This window comes from Psychrobacter sp. DAB_AL62B (assembly GCF_028895345.1).
In the GTDB taxonomy this organism is placed as follows: Bacteria; Pseudomonadota; Gammaproteobacteria; order Pseudomonadales; family Moraxellaceae; genus Psychrobacter.
This window is the reverse complement of record NZ_SAXC01000008.1, coordinates 39,986-61,049: the sequence shown is the minus strand read 5'-3', so window position 1 is coordinate 61,049 and position 21,064 is coordinate 39,986. Positions and strand designations below refer to the sequence as shown.

The following is a 21,064-nucleotide window of genomic DNA, read 5'->3' as shown; positions in this document are numbered from 1 at the left end:
GTTAAGACTGCGTAATAAGTAAGTTGGCTATCATTTATGAGGTTATTTCACCTCAACTCAACAATATGCACACTTAAGCTTACGTAATAAAAAGCATAGTCGCAGTTTAGCCACTATGCTTTTTAGGTCTATCATTTTAAAAGTGTTTTTTTCAAGCGTTGCTGTCATGTCAGACAATGAGCAATGCTTGCATAAGCTTTTAGGCAAGCCTATCGGTTATGCTTAATCTACTGAAATTCTTCAGCCAAGTCAATAGAGCTAAACAATAGACTTTGCTTGCTCGTGTAAATCTTGCAGTTTATACACCTCAAATGGCAAGTCAATCGCATAAGATTTACAAACCGCATCTGCCGCACCTAAAGTGGTGACGTAGAATACTTTACCTTGTAGCGCACTACGGCGGATGGAGAATGAATCCTCTTGTGCCTGCTTGCCTTCGGTGGTGTTGATAATCATATCGATTTTGCCATTTTTTAAGGCATCAACGATGTGCGGGCGACCTTCGGTGACTTTATTAATTTGCTTACACTCAATACCGTTTTCAGCCAATACTTTTTGCGTACCTGTAGTGGCAACAATATTAAAGCCAAAGTCGATCAGTTGACGAGCGATAGGCGCAACTTGCTCTTTATCGCTATCACGTACAGAGATAAAGACCGTTTTGTTTTCGCCTTCAGTTGGTAGACCTGGCAGACGCTCATTACTACCGATAACGGCTTTATAAAAAGCTTCGCCAAAAGTTTTGCCAACGCCCATTACTTCACCGGTTGATTTCATCTCAGGGCTCAAGATTGGGTCAACACCCGGGAATTTAGCAAATGGGAAGACCGCTTCTTTGACTGCAAAAAATGAAGGAACGATTTCAGTGGTAAAGCCTTGGTCTTTTAGCGACGTGCCAGCCATACAGCGCGCCGCGATTTGCGCTAATGAGATACCAATACATTTAGAAACAAAAGGTATGGTACGCGCAGCACGTGGATTGACTTCTAAGATATAAACCGTTTCACCTTTTACGGCAAACTGAACGTTCATCAAACCGATCACGCCAAGCTCTTTTGCCATAGCGACAGTTTGCGCACGCATCACATCGCATAGCTCATCAGATAGCGAGTAAGGTGGCAATGAACAGGCTGAGTCACCAGAGTGAACACCAGCTTGTTCGATATGCTGCATGATACCGCCAATCACGACGTCTGTACCGTCGCTAACACAATCGACATCGACTTCAATCGCATCGTCTAAGAAGCGATCTAATAGTACTGGTGCTTCGTTAGAGGCTTGTACAGCGGTGCGTAGATAATGTCTTAGCTCGTCTTCGTTGTAGACGATTTCCATCGCGCGACCACCAAGTACATATGATGGACGTACTACCAACGGATAGCCAACGTCTTTTGCTTTGACCAAACCATCTTCTAAGCTAGTCGCTAGGGCATTGGTTGGTTGCACAAGGTTTAACTGCTGAATCATATGCTGGAAGCGTTCGCGATCTTCAGCGCGGTCAATCGCATCTGGGCTAGTACCAATAATTTTGACGCCAGCGGCTTCAAGAGCGCGTGCTAGTTTCAATGGTGTTTGACCACCGAACTGTACAATCACGCCATCAGGATTTTCGATACGCACGATTTCTAACACGTCTTCAAGCGTGATTGGCTCAAAGTAGAGGCGGTCAGAAGTATCATAATCGGTTGAAACCGTTTCAGGATTACAGTTAACCATGATGGTCTCGTAGCCGTCTTCGCGCATGGCAAGAGCAGCGTGTACACAGCAATAGTCAAACTCGATACCTTGACCAATACGGTTAGGACCACCACCGATAACCATGATTTTCTTATTATTCGTTGGATTGGCTTCACATTCGCTATCGTACGTTGAGTACATGTAAGCGGTGCTGGTAGCAAATTCTGCTGCACAAGTATCGACGCGCTTATAAACGGGATAAACGTTTAAGTCCCAACGTTTTTTACGTAGCTGCTTTTGTGAGACGCCGAGCAATTTTGCCAAACGCAAATCTGATAAACCCTTACGCTTAAAGCTACGTAAGTTCTTTTCAGTTAAACCACCAAAACCTAAAGCTTTAACTTGAGCTTCGATTTTCACGATATCTTCGATTTGTACCAAGAACCATGGGTCGATTTTGGTTAAGTTAAATACTTCATCTACGCTCATACCAATACGGAAAGCATCAGCAATATAATAGATGCGTTCAGGCGTTGGAATGGTCAAACGATTGGTGATCTCGCTGCGTGCCTTTTCAATACTCACTTTTGATAAGTCAATTTGCTCATCAAAACCATCGTTGCCTGTTTCCATCCCGCGTAAAGCTTTTTGCATCGACTCTTGGAAGTTACGGCCAATCGCCATTACTTCACCAACCGATTTCATTTGCGTTGATAAAACATTATCCGCTTGTGGAAATTTCTCAAAGTTAAAACGTGGAATTTTAGTGACGACATAATCAATAGTCGGCTCAAAACTGGCGGGCGTTTTGCCACCAGTGATGTCATTTTGCAATTCATCAAGCGTATAACCAACCGCCAGTTTAGCTGCGATTTTAGCAATAGGGAAGCCAGTCGCTTTTGATGCCAATGCTGATGAACGTGATACACGTGGGTTCATCTCGATAACGACCATACGACCGGTATCAGGATGGATACCAAACTGTACGTTTGAACCGCCCGTTTCGACACCAATCTCGCGTAGTACTGCCAATGAAGCATTACGCATGATTTGATATTCTTTGTCAGTCAAAGTTTGCGCAGGGGCAACGGTAATTGAATCGCCAGTATGCACGCCCATCGGGTCAAAGTTTTCAATAGAGCAGATGATAATGCAGTTATCGTTTTTGTCACGAACCACTTCCATCTCATACTCTTTCCAACCGATTAGCGATTCATCGATAAGCAATTGATGGTTTGGTGATAAGTCAAAACCGCGCTCACAAATCTCGATAAATTCATCGCGGTTATAGGCGATACCGCCACCTGAACCGCCCATGGTAAATGACGGACGAATGATACACGGATAGCCCATTTTTTCTTGGGTAGCAAACGCTTGTTCCATAGTCTCAGCTGTTTCAGCGCGTGGACATTCAAGGCCGATACGCTTCATGGCTTTATCAAATAAGTTGCGGTCTTCTGCCATCTCGATTGAGTCTTTGGTCGCGCCAATCAGTTCACAATTATATTTGGTTAATACGCCATGCTTGTCTAGCTCTAACGCACAGTTTAGAGCAGTTTGTCCGCCCATCGTTGGCAAGATAGCATCAGGACGTTCTTTAGCGATGATTTGCTCAACCGTTTGCCATGTAATTGGCTCGATATACGTGGCATCTGCCATAGCAGGGTCAGTCATGATGGTTGCAGGGTTTGAGTTGACCAAGATGACGCGGTAGCCTTCTTCTTTTAATGCTTTACAGGCTTGGGCACCTGAGTAGTCAAACTCGCACGCTTGACCGATGACGATAGGGCCTGCGCCAATGATAAGAATGCTTTTTATGTCGGTACGTTTTGGCATAGTTAGGGCTACCTTCGTTTGAGTGATGTTTTAATTAAGGTGTACTTTGGTTTTATGTGTGTCGAGTATTATTGATTGTGCTGTATATCGTGATAGTAGGCGCTATAATTGTTCTTAGCGCCTAGCTTGTTGATAATGATAGCTTTAACTTAAGCCTGATCTGTTTTAGCTTTTTCCATCATATCTGCAAATTTATCAAACAACGCTGCAGCTTCATGAGGACCAGGACTGGCTTCAGGGTGACCTTGGAAGCTAAATACTGGCTTATTGGTCAGCTCCATACCTTGGTTAGTACCATCAAATAATGAGCGATGGGTTGATTTAATATGCTCAGGCAGTGTGTTTTCATCTACAGCAAAGCTATGATTTTGACTGGTTATTAATACTTTTCCTGTCGCCAAATCTTGTACCGGATGGTTAGCACCATGATGACCGGTTTTCATTTTGATGGTTTTTGCGCCGCTGGCAAGACCAATCAGCTGATGACCCAAACAAATACCAAAGGTTGGAATACTTGTTTCTTCAATGATGTGACGTACCGCATCGATGGCATAATCACAAGTGGCTGGATCGCCAGGACCATTAGATAAGAAAATACCATCTGGATTCATCGCGAGCACATCAGCGATAGGGGTTTGTGCTGGTACAACAGTCACATGACAGCCTCTATCAACCAACAGACGCAATAGATTGGTTTTTACGCCAAAGTCATAAGCCACGACATTGAATTTTTTATCGATATGAGCACCAAGCTGTTTAAAAAAGCCACCCGTGCCGCTGTCATGGCTACCGGTCACATTACGGTTAAGTAGGGTATCCGATAATTCCCACGTTCCCGTTGTCCATTCAAATGTGGTTGGCGTACAGCATTCTTTTGCCAAGTCCATGCCTTCAATACCAGCAAATTCTTGTGCCAGTTTAATGGCTTGGGCTTCATCCTCTTTACTAATGGTGTCGCCGTTTGACGCAGTCATAATACAGCCGTTTTGAGCGCCTTTATCGCGCAATAAACGCGTCAGTTGACGGGTATCAATTTCAGCGATAGCAACCGTATCATTGCGCTGTAAATAGTCGGTTAGAGGCTCAGTGTTACGGAAGTTAGAGGTTACCAATGTTGCATCACGAATGATAAGACCTTCTGCCCACACTTGACGCTTCACATCAACAGTATTGGATTCTGTGTCTTCACTATTGGTGCCGGTATTACCGATATGCGGATAGGTGAGGGTTACTAACTGACGAGCATAACTTGGGTCAGTGAGGATTTCTTGATACCCTGTCATGGCTGTATTAAAAACCACCTCACCGACACGATGACCGAGGCTGCCGATACTAATTCCATGAAAAATCGTACCGTCCGCTAGTGCCAAAATTGCTTGTATTTCTGTCGATGAATTCAAGGGTTGCCTCCGCTGTTATTAGTGAGTTCTATGCTGATTTTTTGGTTAAAATAAAGCGCTGCTTTTTTGATTATTGCTATTTAACTGCGGCTAAATAACCATAATAAAAGAGACAGCGCCAAAATTTTTCCACAAAAAAGCGAGAAGACATCATAGATGAAAAGGTACAGGATTCACTAGGGGGTGAATAAGTAACTTACATCATGTCCGCTCGCTTTGGCACAGATTTTGCGCATTATACTAGAGTTTTGCGTTAAGGGCCAGCACCTTAAGGATAAGTATGGTGAATAATATTCAGATAAAGCCTAAATGCGTCTTAATTTCTAGCTAATAAAATTTATTTATCAAAAATTATAATGTACCGATAAACCATAATAGTCTGGAGAGAGATTGGTGGCGATATGTAGTTGGTCATCTTGATAGCTTTTTGTCAGATACATACTGCTCGCCATACCTAAAGCTGCTCCCGCTAATACATCAATGGCATCATGTTCATCGGCTTCGACACGGCTATAGGCGACAAAACCCGCGCCAATATAGGCGGGAACACTATATTTTAGCCCATAGCGCTTATGAATAAAGCTAGCTCCTTGGAACGCCCTTGAAGTATGGCCGGATGGATAAGCGTTATCATCGCTGCCATCTGGTCGCTCTTTATCAATCACAGATTTCAGGGCATAAGTCGCTGCAACATTGGTTGCAAATGAATAATAAAATTGCTCTCGCCCCTCTTTATCATCCATATAATAAGTGCTACCGTAAGCAACTGCTGGTATGGCAAAAGATAGAATGTCGCTTGCCTTGTCGATATTATCGCTACTGCCGGCTTGAGCTGGCATGGCAACAAGCAAGCTGCTCGATAATAAAAAACTACTGGGTAATAAAATGATAGCGGAAGCGTTTTTGCTGATCATTGAGGCAATCCTAAAGAGAGTTTGGTAGGGCAGATGAAGAGAAATGGCATTATACTATAAATGCTTGCTCCTACATCATGCACGAAAATATTTATAGATCAGTTTTATAGCCGACATCAGTGCCAACTACATTTACGAATAATAACAACTGAATAGAACTCATCAAGGATGGATTATGATTTATCAATATTTAGACAAAGCACCTGAATTCGCTGTACCTTTTAACGGGTGGGTGGCAGACTCCGCACGAGTCATTGGTGATGTGTATTTGGGTCATCAAGCCAGCGTTTGGTTCGGCGCAGTCATTCGCGGTGACAACGAGCGTATCCATATTGGTGACTATAGTAATGTACAGGAAAACAGCGTGATTCATACCGATGCGGGTATTGAAGTCAAGATTGGTAACTATGTCACTATTGGTCACTTGGCAATGCTGCATGGCTGCGAAGTCGGTGATAATAGTTTGATTGGTATTGGTGCGGTGGTCTTAAATAATGCCAAAATCGGTAAAAACTGTATCATTGGTGCCAAAGCACTAGTTACCGAAGGCAAAGAGATTCCAGATAATTCGCTGGTCATGGGCGCTCCTGCAAAAGTGGTCAAAACATTGACGGATGAGCAGGCAGCAATGCTGAAACTGTCAGCGCTGCACTATGCAGAGCGTTGTCAGAAATTTAAAACCGGTCTCAGAGAGATTGAGCAACCAGAATAAAACCCTATTAATCATCATCAATTATCCTTAATGAGTATTTTATTATGAGTACGCCAAGCATCGACAGCCAGCCAACTTCACGCACATTAGCCCTATTTGATTTAGACCATACCTTGCTCGATGTCGATAGTGACTATTTATGGGGCGAATATATCGTCAAGCATAATCTTGTCGATGAAGCGCAGTATCGCACGGCCAATCAGAAGTTTTATAACGATTACATCGAAGGCACGCTTGATGCGACGGCGTACAATGAATTTGTCGCGCAATTCTTAAGCAGCCTACCGATGGATAGACTGCACGAGCTACGAGAAGATTATATTAAAAGTGAAATCGAGCCGCATATCCGTCCAAAAGCGATGGAAGTATTGTGTCAGCATATTGAAAAAGGTCACGATGTAGTGATTATCTCTGCGACCAATGATTTTGTGGTTTCTGCTATCGCTAAACGTTTTGGGATTGAAGATGCCAATGTGTTATCGACGCCGCTTGAGATAAAAGACGAGCGCTATACCGGTAAATTAACCGATAAGCCAAATTTCAAAGAGGGTAAGATTTATCATTTGGATAAATGGCTAGATAAGCAGCAAGCCTCAGGATTGCAATATGATAAAACCTATGCTTATTCTGATTCCAAAAATGATCTTCCGTTGCTTGAATGGGCGGATGTGGCTATTTGTGTCTCTCCCGATGCTGCGCTGCATGCACACGCGTTTGCCCATCGCTGGGCAGTAGAAGATTGGTCGATTTGATAAAGTAGTTGCTAGAATAGTAGCGAGAATTAGCCAAACATTTTGTGCAAATCTCATTTAAAATAGCGCCACCGTATTTTTTAAAACACACAGGAACACTTATGGAAATCAATCCGTATCAAGAAAGAATTAAAGATTTATCAGAGCGTGGGCAGGACTTGCGGAGGTATCTTTGACTTCGATGGTAAGCAAGAACGCTTAGAAGAAGTCAATTTAGAATTAGAAAACCCCGAGCTATGGAACGATCCTGAGCGTGCGACCAAAATTAATAAAGAAAAAAGCCTACTTGATGGGGTCATTGATGTGGTGGTGTCGCTTGAAACCACATTGGAAGATGCGTCTGCAATGTTGGAGCTGGCAGTAGAGGCAGAAGACGAGTCATTACTTGCTGATGTACAAGCCGAGCTCGACAATGCTGAAAAACGTGTGGCGGATTTAGAATTCCGCCGGATGTTTAGCGGTGAGATGGATCCGAATAATTGCTATCTGGATATCCAATCAGGCAGCGGCGGTACTGAAGCGCAAGACTGGGCAGAAATGCTGCTGCGCATGTATACGCGCTGGGCAGAAGCACATGGTTTTAAAGTCGACGTTATTGAAGTGTCCGCTGGCAGTGTCGCTGGTATCAAGTCAGCAACTATTGAGATTAAGGGCGATTATGCCTTTGGTTGGTTACGTACCGAAATAGGCGTGCATCGTCTGGTACGTAAATCACCATTTGACAGTAATAACGGTCGCCATACTTCATTTGCCGCGGTATTTGTGTCACCTGAAATCGACGATAATGTTGAGATTGATATCAATCCAGCTGACTTACGCATTGATACTTATCGCTCATCGGGGGCTGGTGGTCAGCACGTAAATACTACCGATTCTGCAGTACGTATTACGCACGAACCGACTGGCGTCGTTGTGACTTGTCAGAACGAGCGCAGCCAGCATGGTAACAAAGCAACGGCAATGAAGATGCTACGTGCGAAGCTTTATGAGCTTGAGATGCAAAAGAGGATGGAGTCTCAACAAGCGGTCGAAGATGGCAAGTCTGACGTCGGTTGGGGCAGTCAAATTCGCTCTTATGTACTCGATGACTCTCGTATCAAAGACTTACGTACTGGCGTCGAGACTTTTAACACCGGAGCTGTACTAGATGGCGACCTCGATCAATTTATCGAAGCGAGCCTAAAAGCGGGATTGTAAAGACGGTTTTGAATAGTAATTAATATCTAATTAAGGAAAATTATGCCAAGCGTTAATCATTATTTTGATAATAAAGTGACTTCTATTGCCTTTCAAACGGCAACTAAACCCGCGACCGTCGGTGTTATGGAAGTTGGTGAGTATGAATTTGGTACCAGCGAGTTTGAAACCATGACAGTCGTTAGCGGTGCTTTGACGGTAAAGCTGCCAGAAAGCGATGAATGGCAGACTTTTAATGCTGGCGAGCAATTTACCATTGACGCCAATCAGAAATTCCAAGTTACAGTTGATGTAGAAACGGCTTACTTATGTACTTATGGTAAATAGTTTTTTAGCTTAGATTAAGATGACATAAAAAAACGCCAAACGTTCTACGCTTGGCGTTTTTTTATGGGTATTTTATTTTGATTTCAGGTCTTATTATGAATAATAAAGGAGCTGATATACATTATAAGTTTTTACGGTATTGCACCATATCCGTTTTCGTAGCCAGCGTATCATAAAGTATGCGAGCTGTTGTGTTTCCTTCTTGAGTTGTCCAGTAGACACGATTACAGTTTTTCTTACTGGCAAATTCATAAACATGTTCAATCAATGCACGTCCTACGCCTTTTCCACGTACAGATTCATGCACGTATAAATCCTCTAAGTAGCAACATTCAGTGCTATTCCAAGTATTGGGGTGTAGCACCACATGAGTGATTCCGACTAACGCATCATCTAACCAAGCCCCAAACCCATAAATAGGTACATTGCTATCGAGCACATTGTTCCACGTTGCATTCGTAGTTTCTAATGGCAAGCTGCTCTCATAAAAAGTCAGATAGCTTTGCCATAAGCTGAGCCAAAGTTCATAGTCATCGGCAGATAACGGCATTATTTTTAAGGAGCTATTGGTTGTGTTTATAGGATTGGGATTTGTCATATTAGCGGTGCCTTTAGTAAATTTATCTTAAATTATGCCTTAGCGGCTAAAATCTACAAGGCCTTTATCGGTTTATTTTACACAGGATTACACTTTATCCATGGCAAACACACAGCAATAATTGCCGTAGTTAATTATGCTAAAACAACTATGTTATCAAACGAGTATCGTTATGGTTAAGGCAAGTCAGCAGACAATAATCCAAGATGTGCGCCATGATTATGAGCACCTAGCTAGCCTAGCAAGTTTGCGCTACGTCAGCGACGATGAGCCTGGTTATGGACGCAGACGTTGGGGGCGCGGCTTTACCTATCGAGACGCCACTGGAAAAACAGTAAAGGATAAGGCTCTGCGCCAGCGATTTGATGCTCTCGTGATTCCACCGATGTGGTCAGAGGTTTGGATATGTCAAGATGACAAAGGACATCTACAATCGACAGGCCGTGATGACAAAGCCCGCAAACAATACTTGTATCATGCAGAATGGGATCGCGTACGTGACCAAGCCAAATTTCAGGCCATGATAGGTTTTGCCGAAGCGTTGCCAAATCTACGCGCGCAGGTTGAAAAAGATTTAGAAGCGACACCGTTATCACGCGATAATGTGCTTGCGGCGGTGGTCAAACTGCTAGAAACCACCTTGATCCGTATCGGCAATAGCCGCTATGCAAAACTCAATAAAAGCTACGGTTTGAGTACACTGAGAAGCAAGCACGTGAGCGAGACGGATAATGGGCTGGCGTTTGACTTTGTCGGTAAAAGTGCCAAAGCGCATCATATTGAGTTACAAGATGAGCGTTTGATTGAAATTATACAGGCCTGTTCTGAGTTACCGGGTTATCAGATTTTTAAATATTTGGATGACAATGGTAATAAGCAAGTGGTTGATAGCGCCGATATCAATGAATACATACGTAAGCATACTTGCGCTAATGATTGTGAAAGTAAAATGTATAGCGGTAATTTATACAGCGCAAAGGATTTTCGCACATGGATGGCAAGTGTGCTGGCTGCTAGTCATTTGTACGATCAACTGCAAACGTCAGAAGGAGAAAGTATATTAGCCAGTGAGGCTGGTAGCTCTGAGCGCCAGCAGTTGGTCACTGATATGGTCAAAGAAGTAGCAGAGGAACTTGGCAATACGCCTGCTGTCTGCCGTGCTTCTTATATCAACCCTATTATTATTGAGCGGTTTTTAGCAGGTGAGTTTTTCGCGCTTTATAAACAGGCTCGTCGTGGACGCACCAAACAATATCAAAGTTGTGAAGAGAAGGCCTTGCTTGGGTTCTTAAGGGCGCTACAATAAATTTTTACTAAGTAGATATTTTATATTAAAAATGATACGTTATGTATTGAAATAAATATAGAAATGCGTTACTAATAGAATATACGTCATTTAATAAACCTAAATAGTCGATAGGATATGACTGTTTTATTATTTCTAAAACTCTGATTTCGCCAGTGACTCTCGATTGCTAAAGGATTAGCTTATGAACACCTCACCTTCAAATACTACTGCGCATATTACAAGTACGCCAACGAGCTACAGCGATTATTATAATAATTTTGATATCAATGCATTATCGACAGAAATCTTTGGCGAGCATTTAGACGATCGCTTGAACGCTTATATGGCGTGCTGTGGACGCCATGTGCGTGACGGCCGTGGGGATAAGCTTGCGCTGGTGCATGAAGATACGGCTGGTAACGTGACGCACATGAGCTTTGCTGAGTTAGATGCCGCAAGCGCGAAAGTGGCTAACTTACTCAAGTCTTATGGTGTGCAAGCGGGTGATCAAGTAGCGACTATGCTACCGCGCACGCCTGAATTATTAACCATTGTATTAGCAATTTGGCGGATTGGCGCGGTGTATCAACCGTTATTCACCGCTTTTGGTTATGATTCAATTAAGTACCGGATGGATAAAGCCAATACCAAAGTCGTTTTTACCAACCAAGAAAATCGCAGCAAGTTCGAAGACTTAGCCGAGCAAACTAAAATGGTACTGGTTGATAGCGCGGAAAATTCAAAAAGTTGGGGTGATGATAACTCGGTTGATGATAATTATGCTGAAATGATAGCAACGCAGCCGCAAACCATAGATACGGTCATTTTGAATACTGATGCACCATTTTTACAGATGTTTACCTCAGGGACAGTAGGTAAGGCAAAAGGCGTCAGCGTGCCATTAGCTGCATTATCAGCCTTTTATTTATATATGCGCTATGCCATTGACTTACGCGAGGACGATCATTACTGGAATATGGCCGATCCAGGCTGGGCATATGGGCTCTATTATGCTATCACGGGTCCTTTATTGTTAGGCGTCACTACTTATTTTAATGAAGCGGGTTTTGATGCTCAGAATACTCGCAACTTTATGGTGCGTCACAAGATTACCAATTTGGCATCTTCACCAACGGCATTTCGTATGATGAAGTCGAGCGGCGTTTTTGAAAAAGCTCATAACGATGTCGATGCAAAGTTGTCGCTACGCTGTGCTAACTCAGCAGGCGAGACCTTAAATACCGAAGTGGTGAATTGGGTTGATACTTATTTAAACTGCAAAGTTTGCGATCAGTATGGTCAGACAGAGACGGGTATGACCTGCTGCGAGCACCATGCATTAGCACATAAATGCCCAGTCGGCTCAATGGGTATGGCGCTACCAGGGCATACGCTTGTGGTATTAGATGATGATATGAAGGTATTACCTGATGGCGAGCAAGGGCAATTGGCAGTGGTGGTCAGTCAATCGCCGGCGTTTTATTTCCGTGGTTATAGCTGGAATGAAAAACAAGCGTTCGTTGACGATTATTATCTAACAGGCGATGTGGTCGAGCGCCATAGTGATGGCAGTTACTGGTTCTCAGGACGTGATGATGACATCATTACTACCGCAGGTTACCGCGTGGGTCCAACCGATGTTGAAAATACGGTGCTCGAGCACGAAGCAGTTGCAGAGTCAGCCGCCGTCGGTATACCTGATGAGGTGCGCGGTCATACTATTAAGTCTTATGTGGTGCTAAAAGATGGTATTGTTGGGACTGATGAGATTGCTAGGGAAATTCAAGATTTGGTACGCAAGCGTCTATCAACTCATGCTTATCCGCGTGAAGTTGAGTTTGTGTCTGAGCTACCAAAAACGCCAAGTGGTAAGATTCAGCGCTTTTTACTGAGAAGTCTATCCGCCTCTTAAATACATTAAAGTATGAACCAGATAATAAAACAGACAGTTAAATAATAATATCAAGGAATAATTATGCAAATTGAACAACACAGCTTTTTGGTTACCGGCGGCGCGTCAGGTTTGGGTGAATCAGTGGTTCGCGCTATTGTCGCTAAAGGTGGCAAAGCTATTATCGCCGACCTTAACGAATCAGCTGGGCAGGCGCTGGTCGACGAGCTTGGCGACAATGCTCGTTTTGTACGCTGTGATATCACTAGTGGCGATGATGTGCAAGCGGCTGTCGCTATGGCTGAAAAAGAGTTTGGCGGTCTGCAAGGGTCGATTAACTGTGCTGGTATCGCTGTCGTGCAAAAGCTACTAGATCGTGATAATAATCCTGCGAATCTTGAGTCCTTTAGTCGCGGCGTTAATATCAACCTTGTTGGCTCTTTTAATGTCGCGCGTTTGGTCGCAGCCAGTATCGCTAAGCGTGTGGCTAATGGTAGTAATGTAGAAAACAATGCAGAGAAAAATGCGGATCAAGGTGTCATTATTAATACAGCCTCTATCGCTGCTTTTGATGGGCAAGTAGGGCAGGCCAGTTATGCTTCATCAAAAGCGGGCGTGGTCGGTCTGACTTTACCGCTTGCTCGTGAGCTGGCGCGCCACGGTATTCGCGTCATGACCATTGCACCTGGGGTTTTTGCTACCCCAATGATGCAAAGCATTCCGGAAAAGGCACGTGAGCAGTTAGAGTCAGGCGTTCCTTATCCTAAACGTCTGGGCAATCCCAATGAATTTGCTAAGTTGGTTATGCATATCATTGATAATGCCTACTTAAATGGTGAAGTCATTCGTCTTGATGGTGCCATTCGTATGGTTTAGTTTAGCGACTGTCAGAACCCATTTTTATCTTATTCATAACTTTTGCACAAAACTTGGCTACAAAACATGGCATAGTGCTTTGATATATTATGACTCATTGCTATTAAATATTAGTTATAAGGATTCAAGCTTATGTCATTTTTTCGTCCACATTCTAGTAAGTATTCAAGCTGGTTATTTATCGCCACAGGGCTTAGTTTTGCTACTATTATCGGTACAAGTGCTATCGCTGCTGCTAAAGATACCGCGAAACATCCGCCGCCCATTCCCAGTGCCGCTATTATCGATAAAGTATTTGTCGATAAATCAGAGCGTCGTTTGCAGTTATTAAGTGGTGATAAAGTGATTAAGTCTTATCATATTGCGCTCGGTGGTAATCCGATTGGACATAAGCAACAGGAAGGCGATCAGCGTACACCGATAGGTTCTTATACACTCGATTATAAAAATGAAAAATCTCAATACTATCGTTCTATGCACGTCAGTTATCCCAATACTGTAGATAAAGCCAATGCGAAATCACGAGGTGTGAGCCCCGGTGGCGCGATTATGATTCATGGGCAGAAAAATGGTTTTGGTGCATTAGCAATGCTCAACCAGCAACGCGATTGGACGGCAGGCTGTATGGCAGTGACCAATGATGAAATGGATGAAATCATGGCGGCTGTGAAGGTTGGCACAGCTATTGAAATAGTTGAGTAGAAGCTATTGTTTAATGTTAAGGTTTTAGACTTAAAGGTTTATGCTTAAAAGCTCGGATTTTTTTATTTTAATTCACATTTATATCGTGATTTTTCTTTTGCTGTAGTTACTCAGATACCATGAGTAATATCATTACTATTAATAAGGTTTTGCCTATAAATAGCTTGAAATTTTTCACTATATACCATATATAGACAGTAGATGAAGGTAGGTGGACAGCATAAGTCTGCTGCCGAATATACTATTTATATCAATTATAAGAGGACACAAATATGAGGTTCGAAAAATTTACGCAAAAGTTGCAATCTGCGATTCAAGAAGCACAAAGCCTAGCATTAGGGCGTGATCATACCGGTATCGATCCGGTGCATCTGCTTGCGGTATTGCTACAAGATGAATCTAATTTATCAATCTGTCAGCAAGCGGGCGCGTCTATTCCTGCGTTGAAAAATGGCGTGGCAAAGGCATTGGACAATCAAGCAACGATTTCAGAGCCAACAGGCGACGTTAATCTAAACCCAAATTCGGTTAAAATTTTGAACTTGGCAGATCGCCAAGCGCAAAAAGAAGGTGATGATTTTATTGCCACCGAATGGGTAATGCTGGCACTCGCTGAACAAGGCGAAACCAAAAAGATATTTGAAAAGGCTGGCGTGACGGCGAGTAAGTTAAAAGCAGTGATTGAGCAATTGCGAGGTGATGACACAGTGGATAATCAAAATGCTGAAGATCAACGTGATGCGCTGAATAAATATACGATTAACCTGACTGAACTGGCCGAAACGGGGAAGCTTGATCCGGTCATCGGTCGTGATGAAGAGATTCGCCGTACCATTCAAGTGCTCTCACGTCGGACCAAAAACAATCCCGTACTCATCGGTGAGCCGGGTGTTGGTAAAACGGCTATTGTAGAAGGCTTGGCGCAAAAAATCATCAATGGTGATGTGCCAGAAGGTCTACGCCGTAAAGAAGTGTTGTCGTTGGACTTGGGCGCGTTGATTGCGGGTGCAAAGTTCCGCGGTGAGTTTGAAGAGCGTCTCAAAAGCGTACTCAGTGACTTATCGAAGCAAGAAGGCAATGTCATTTTATTTATCGATGAGTTGCATACTTTAGTGGGTGCAGGGAAAGGTGACGGCGCGATGGATGCCGGTAATATGCTCAAACCAGCGCTTGCTCGCGGTGAGCTGCATTGTGTCGGCGCGACCACTTTAGATGAATATCGCAAATATATTGAAAAAGATGCTGCTCTTGAGCGTCGTTTCCAAAAGGTATTGGTCGATGAGCCAACGGTCGAAGACACCATTGCGATATTGCGTGGTCTCAAAGAGCGTTATGAGCTGCATCACGGCGTTGATATTCAAGACAGCGCTATTATTGCCGCTGCACGTATGAGTCATCGCTATATTACTGATCGCAAGCTACCGGATAAAGCGATTGATTTAATTGATGAGGCTGCCAGTCGCTTGCGTATGGAGATGGACAGTAAACCTGAAGCATTAGGTAAGCTCGATAGTCGCTTGATTCAGCTAAAAATGCAGCGCGAAGTGCTTAAAAATGAAGAAGACGCTGGCGCACAAGCAGAGCGTAAAGTGCTTGATATGCAAATTGAAGAGCTGGAAAAAGAATACGCCGATCTCAACGAGATTTGGCAAGCAGAAAAAGCCTTGGTTAAAGGTAGCCAGCAGCTAAAAGACGAGCTGGACAAAGCGCGTACTGCTTATGATAAAGCCAGTCGCGAGGGCGATTATGAGACCATGAGTAAGCTGCAATACGAGACTATCCCGCAGCTTGAGCGCCGCATCACTGAGTCTGACTTAGCAGAACAAAAAGAGCAGACAGGTGAGGGCAGTGGTATAAAGCTACTGCGCAATAAAGTCACTGATAACGAAATTGCAGAAGTGGTTGCCGCCGCGACGGGTATTCCAGTTAGTAAAATGATGCAAGGCGAACGTGACAAGATGCTAGCGATGGAAGAAAAACTCCATGAGCGTGTCATCGGTCAAGATGAAGCGGTCGAAGCGGTGGCCAATGCCGTACGCCGTAGTCGTGCTGGCTTGTCTGATCCGAATCGTCCTTCAGGCTCGTTCCTGTTTTTAGGCCCAACGGGTGTCGGTAAAACGGAGTTGACCAAATCACTGGCGAACTTCTTGTTCGATAGTGAAGATGCCATCGTACGTATCGACATGAGTGAGTACATGGAGAAGCATAGTGTCAGTCGTTTGGTGGGCGCGCCTCCAGGTTACGTCGGTTATGAAGAAGGCGGCGCTTTGACTGAGGCTGTACGCCGCAAGCCTTATAGTGTAATTTTGTTTGATGAAGTCGAAAAAGCGCATCCTGATGTGTTTAATATCTTGCTGCAAGTGTTGGACGATGGGCGTTTGACAGATTCACAGGGCCGCGTGGTTGACTTTAAAAACACCGTCATCATTATGACCAGTAATTTGGGTTCGCATAAAATTCAAGAAATGGTTGGTGAAAGCTACGAGGATATCAAAGCGGAAGTAATGGATTCGGTTGGGCAACATTTCCGCCCAGAATTCGTTAACCGTATTGATGAAATTGTGGTCTTCCATCCACTGGGTATGTCACAGATGGCGGGTATTGCTGAGATTCAATTGAATCGCTTGCGTCAGCGTTTATATGAGCGTGAGATGGATATCGAGCTATCAGCGGAAGCCATGAACAAGTTGGTTGCAGTTGGTTATGATCCTGTCTATGGCGCGCGTCCGTTAAAACGTGCCATTCAGCAAGAGATCGAAAACCCATTGTCATTGAAGCTGCTAGCAGGTGATTTTGTCGCTGGTGACATCATCAAAATCGATGTTGGTGCTGATGATAAGTTGACCTTTGATAAGCTTAGAATGAGCTAATAGCAAACTTTAACGGTCGTTTTGAATGTTATATCAAACCCCTTACTTGCCATGAGCGAGTAAGGGGTTTTTGTTTGATACTCAATCATTATTTTACCGTTTTAATATTTTTACTATGTTATAACTGACCTAAGCTCTAATAATATGAATACAAGATCTATGGAGATAAAAAATGATAATAATAAAAACCAAAAGCATCAATGTATTTTTAGCCTTACCTATCATCGTAACTGCTCTGTTGTTTAGCGCCTCGGCTTGCTCCAATCCTTCAGCAGTCAATACCAATGCAGATCTTGCGGAATATAAAGAAGCGCAGACCTCTACCGCTGATAGGCAAGAAAATATCGATAAACCTGCTTTTACTACTAAGGCAATCGCTACTTTTAATGAGCCTTGGGCAATGACTGCACTACCAAAAGTTGATAATAAGCCGCCAAAACTACTAGTAACGCAAAAGACAGGTGAGTTATTTATAGTTGATACGGCAACTGGTGCTAAAACAGCAGTCGCTGGCGTGCCCAAAGTCGCTTATGGCGGACAGGGCGGTCTTGGAGATATTATCATTGCGCCAGATTTTGCCACTTCTAATAACGTATATATTAGCTATGTAGAAGCAGGTAAGGGAAGTGATAGCAATATCTTTGGCGCTAAGGTTATCAAGGCCAAACTATCAGATTTTAATAGCAGTGCACCAAACCTACAGTCGATTACTCCCATTTGGCAGCAGACACCAAAGATGAAAGGACAAGGGCATTATAGTCATCGATTGCTGTTCTCACCTGATGGGCAATATTTATATATCAGCTCAGGTGAACGACAAGAAAAGACCCCAGCGCAAGATATGGCAGTCAACTTGGGTAAAATCATTAGATTAAATCCGGATGGTTCGCTACCAACAGACAACCCCTTTGCAGATAATAACAATGACATCGCCGCTCAGTTTTGGACAATCGGTCATCGCAATGTGCTTGGCATGGCACTTGATAATAAAGGAAAATTTTGGGCGCATGAAATGGGTCCACGAGGCGGTGATGAGTTCAACCTTATTGAAAAAGGCAAGAATTATGGCTGGCCGCTGGTGTCCAATGGGCGTAACTACACGGGTACAGATATTCCCGACCATGATACCCGCCCCGAATTTGCAGCGCCAGTCATTACATGGACACCAGTGATATCGCCTTCATCAATGAGTATTTATTCCTCTGGTAAATATAATGATTTTCCAGCGTGGCAAGGAAATGCACTTATCAGCGGATTATCATCAAAAGCGCTCATTGTGGTTAATTTTGATGAAAATAACACGGCATCTGAGCGTTATCGCTATGATATGGGTGAGCGCATTCGTAGTGTGCTGGTTGTGAATGGAGAGGTATGGCTATTAGAAGATGGTGCTGAGGGGAGGCTTTTACGATTATTACATAAATAAACTAAAAATAGCACGACGTATAACCAGTACAATATGGAATTGGTATATTAATAGATGGATGGATAGCCACGTATCAAGAGATTTAATTTTTCGTCGCTTACTATGCGCTTTACACTTCAGATGCTTCGAAAAATTAAAACCAGCAGCACTATATTGTTTTTTTAAATAAAATTTATCAGTTTTAAAGTATATTTTTATTAATATAATCATATGTTTACTTATCATTAATATTGTCTAAAAAAGATAAAGAATGTTTAAATCAAAATACTCAGTCACTTGGTTTCTTTAGTGACATTAATTTTTATGATAAAAAGAGGTGACTGCTGCGATTTGATAGTTCGTACATATCTTGTTAAGGTGGACACCCAAAAAAATTGAGATGACTAAATGGATCATGTAAAAGTTGGCCGATTGGGCCCTTTTCCTCGCGTTAGTAAGCCAGTGTTTTTATCCTCGGCAATTTTAATTGTCGCGTTTATTATTTTCGGTGCTTTTTTTAATGAACTTGCAAATGAGGTATTTGGCCAAGCAAAGGCGTTTATTTCTGTACGCTTTGGCTGGTTCTTTATTGTCGTCGTCAATCTAGCCTTAGTAATGAGTGTTTACTTAATATTTAGTAAATACGGTGATATCAGGCTTGGATACCAGACAGAAAAGCCTGAATACAATCTGATTTCTTGGATTGGTATGTTATTTTCAGCCGGTATCGGTATTGGATTACTCTATTGGGGTACTGCTGAGCCGCTACAGCATTTTATGGCACCGCCGCTAGGTGAGCCTGAGACGATTGCTGCTGCCAAGCAAGCGATGAATATCTCGTTCTTACATTATGGTCTGCATGTATGGGCAATCTATGGCATGGTTGCGCTTTCATTGGCCTACTTTCACTATCGCCGCGGTTTGCCATTGGCGATTCGATCGACGTTATATCCTTTGATTGGTAAAAAAATCTATGGTCCATGGGGTCATACGGTTGATACTTTAGCGGTATTCGGTACGATGTTTGGGGTAGTAACGACTTTGGGTCTTGGGGTCTTGCAAATTAACTCTGGTCTTGACACGTTATTTGGTATTCCTAATAACATTACCGTACAGATTATTTTGATAGCCTTTATCACTATGCTTGCCGGTCTGTCACTGATGATGGGTTTGGACAAAGGTATCAAGCGCTTAAGCGATATCAATATTTTCCTGACCATTGTACTGCTAAGCTTTGTTATTATCTTAGGGCCGACCCAGTTTATCGTAAACAGTTTTGTAGAAAACATCGGTAACTATATACATCAAGTGATTCCATTAGGTCTTTGGACGGAGTCATATGCTGGCGAAGAAAACTGGCAGTCTTCTTGGACGATTTTCTATTGGGCATGGTGGATTAGTTGGTCGCCATTCGTTGGGGTATTTATCGCGCGTATTTCTCGTGGTCGTACCATTCGCGAGTTTATATTGGGTGTACTACTTATTCCCATTACTATTTTATTTTTATGGTTTACAGCGTTTGGTGGCTCGGCGGTGCACATGGAGTTGATGGCTGCGGCTGATCCTAGTCTAGCAAGTCCAGGATTAGTTGAAGCGGTAAAAGTGGATTATGGTAGTGCTATCTTTAAATTAATGGAGTTTTATCCATTTGCTAAAGCGGCAACCTTACTGATTATTGTCATGATTGTGCTGTGGTTTGTGACGTCATCAGATTCAGCCAGCTTTGTTATTGATATGCTGACCTCAGGTGGTGATGCCAATCCACCAAAGATTCAGCGTTTATTTTGGGCAGGTACTGAAGGCGTTATCGCTGCGGTATTATTGGCAGCTGGTGGATTAGGCGCCTTACAAGCAGCTTCTATTGTCTCAGGCTTCCCCTTTGCAGTTGTTATACTGATTATGCTGTATTCATTACTGCGTGGCTTAAGTCGAGATCGTTTGATACTGTACCGCAACCAGCAATGGTTTATCACTGAAGAGTCAGCCGAGCATAATTCAGCAAATGAATTCCGAGATGAAGACTTGCTCACGGGCCCGCCTGATATTGAAAAACCGACTGAATAGGTATTTATTAGCCCATCGTTGAATAGAAAAGCCCCAGCTTATGATGAAGCTGGGGCTTTTTTTATGTGTGTGCGCTACCTAGTTTATTTTACTAAAGGGTGTTTAGGTAAGTTTATTAATGATGAGCTATGAGCATTGTCCTTTAACGTAACCGACTGCTGCGGTTGTGCCACACGCTGAGCATGAGTTGCCCGCAGTACGATAGCTGACTCCTGATCGATTCTTTACGGTCACACAAACAGGATCGTATTGCGCCGTACACATCGTTTGTTCAGGATTATAAGGCGGGCACTTGGTAAAAGGGTTGTTGATAGATCCTTGATTCGCCGCCTGACTTTGGTCTTTGTTATACTCAGTAGTATGAATAGGGGAGGTATCAGGCGCATCGATGCTTTGGATGTTATTACAGCCGGCTAAGGCTATGGTCACTGATAACCCTAATAATGATAAGCATGACAGCGATGAAAGCTGTGATTTGTATAAATGCTTCATAATAATATTTCCTTATAGATAGCATTCGATAACGTCCTGTTATCGACCGTTAACTTCAACCAT

General features: G+C 43.1%; 16 protein-coding genes. 11 read left to right on the top strand and 5 right to left on the bottom strand.

The window, feature by feature from the left end; genetic code table 11:
- Positions 1-258 precede the first annotated feature (258 nt).
- The 3 genes from carB to EPB74_RS10675 all read right to left on the bottom strand — a co-directional run bounded on the left by carB (position 259) and on the right by EPB74_RS10675 (position 5,827).
- Positions 259-3,513, bottom strand: a complete 3,255-nt coding sequence (gene carB, locus EPB74_RS10685; RefSeq protein ID WP_274904132.1) for a carbamoyl-phosphate synthase large subunit — start codon at positions 3,511-3,513, stop codon at positions 259-261.
- 149 nt (positions 3,514-3,662) lie between these two features.
- A complete protein-coding gene (gene carA, locus EPB74_RS10680) occupies positions 3,663-4,913 on the bottom strand; it encodes a glutamine-hydrolyzing carbamoyl-phosphate synthase small subunit (protein ID WP_274904131.1) in 1,251 nt (416 codons plus the stop codon).
- A gap of 344 nt (positions 4,914-5,257) precedes the next feature.
- On the bottom strand, positions 5,258-5,827 hold the full coding sequence (locus tag EPB74_RS10675) for a phosphatase PAP2 family protein (RefSeq protein WP_274904130.1): 570 nt from the start codon (positions 5,825-5,827) through the stop codon (positions 5,258-5,260).
- A gap of 175 nt (positions 5,828-6,002) precedes the next feature.
- Between EPB74_RS10675 and EPB74_RS10670 the strand changes: the two genes are divergently transcribed.
- From EPB74_RS10670 to ppnP, 4 genes are all read left to right on the top strand, one after another.
- Entirely contained in the window at positions 6,003-6,539 is a 537-nt protein-coding gene (locus EPB74_RS10670) for a gamma carbonic anhydrase family protein (protein ID WP_274904129.1), read from the top strand.
- 44 nt (positions 6,540-6,583) lie between these two features.
- Positions 6,584-7,291, top strand: coding sequence for an HAD family hydrolase (locus tag EPB74_RS10665; protein WP_274904128.1), 708 nt, complete (start codon positions 6,584-6,586; stop codon positions 7,289-7,291).
- Positions 7,292-7,392: 101 nt separating this feature from the next.
- Positions 7,393-8,488, top strand: a protein-coding gene (gene prfB, locus EPB74_RS10660; protein WP_121509225.1) for a peptide chain release factor 2 whose coding sequence is annotated in 2 segments (ribosomal slippage) — positions 7,393-7,464 and positions 7,466-8,488 — 1,095 coding nt in all. Because the reading frame shifts where the segments join, the coding sequence is not laid out codon by codon here.
- A 42-nt stretch (positions 8,489-8,530) separates the two neighbouring features.
- Entirely contained in the window at positions 8,531-8,815 is a 285-nt protein-coding gene (ppnP, locus tag EPB74_RS10655) for a pyrimidine/purine nucleoside phosphorylase (protein WP_274904127.1), read from the top strand.
- 121 nt (positions 8,816-8,936) lie between these two features.
- On the opposite strand, the gene EPB74_RS10650 is transcribed toward ppnP, so the two are convergent.
- Positions 8,937-9,413, bottom strand: coding sequence for a GNAT family N-acetyltransferase (locus EPB74_RS10650; RefSeq protein ID WP_274904126.1), 477 nt, complete (start codon positions 9,411-9,413; stop codon positions 8,937-8,939).
- A 172-nt stretch (positions 9,414-9,585) separates the two neighbouring features.
- Between EPB74_RS10650 and EPB74_RS10645 the strand changes: the two genes are divergently transcribed.
- From EPB74_RS10645 to EPB74_RS10615, 7 genes are all read left to right on the top strand, one after another.
- A complete protein-coding gene (locus EPB74_RS10645) occupies positions 9,586-10,719 on the top strand; it encodes a DNA topoisomerase IB (protein WP_274904125.1) in 1,134 nt (377 codons plus the stop codon).
- A 184-nt stretch (positions 10,720-10,903) separates the two neighbouring features.
- Positions 10,904-12,613: an AMP-binding protein gene (locus EPB74_RS10640; protein ID WP_274904124.1), complete on the top strand. Its 1,710-nt coding sequence runs from the start codon at positions 10,904-10,906 to the stop codon at positions 12,611-12,613.
- A 63-nt stretch (positions 12,614-12,676) separates the two neighbouring features.
- Positions 12,677-13,468: an SDR family NAD(P)-dependent oxidoreductase gene (locus EPB74_RS10635; protein WP_274904123.1), complete on the top strand. Its 792-nt coding sequence runs from the start codon at positions 12,677-12,679 to the stop codon at positions 13,466-13,468.
- Between the two features lie 132 nt (positions 13,469-13,600).
- Complete coding sequence (locus EPB74_RS10630; protein WP_274904122.1) at positions 13,601-14,170, top strand: L,D-transpeptidase family protein; 570 nt, start codon at positions 13,601-13,603, stop codon at positions 14,168-14,170.
- A 272-nt stretch (positions 14,171-14,442) separates the two neighbouring features.
- Positions 14,443-17,040: an ATP-dependent chaperone ClpB gene (gene clpB / locus EPB74_RS10625; RefSeq protein ID WP_274904121.1), complete on the top strand. Its 2,598-nt coding sequence runs from the start codon at positions 14,443-14,445 to the stop codon at positions 17,038-17,040.
- A gap of 172 nt (positions 17,041-17,212) precedes the next feature.
- A complete protein-coding gene (locus EPB74_RS10620; protein WP_274904120.1) occupies positions 17,213-18,466 on the top strand; it encodes a PQQ-dependent sugar dehydrogenase in 1,254 nt (417 codons plus the stop codon).
- A gap of 387 nt (positions 18,467-18,853) precedes the next feature.
- Complete coding sequence (locus EPB74_RS10615; RefSeq protein WP_274904119.1) at positions 18,854-20,509, top strand: BCCT family transporter; 1,656 nt, start codon at positions 18,854-18,856, stop codon at positions 20,507-20,509.
- Positions 20,510-20,635: 126 nt separating this feature from the next.
- Here EPB74_RS10615 and EPB74_RS10610 read toward each other — a convergent pair whose 3' ends face one another.
- Positions 20,636-21,001 (bottom strand): hypothetical protein, encoded by a 366-nt coding sequence (locus EPB74_RS10610; RefSeq protein ID WP_274904118.1) that lies wholly within the window; start codon positions 20,999-21,001, stop codon positions 20,636-20,638.
- Positions 21,002-21,064: the final 63 nt, after the last annotated feature.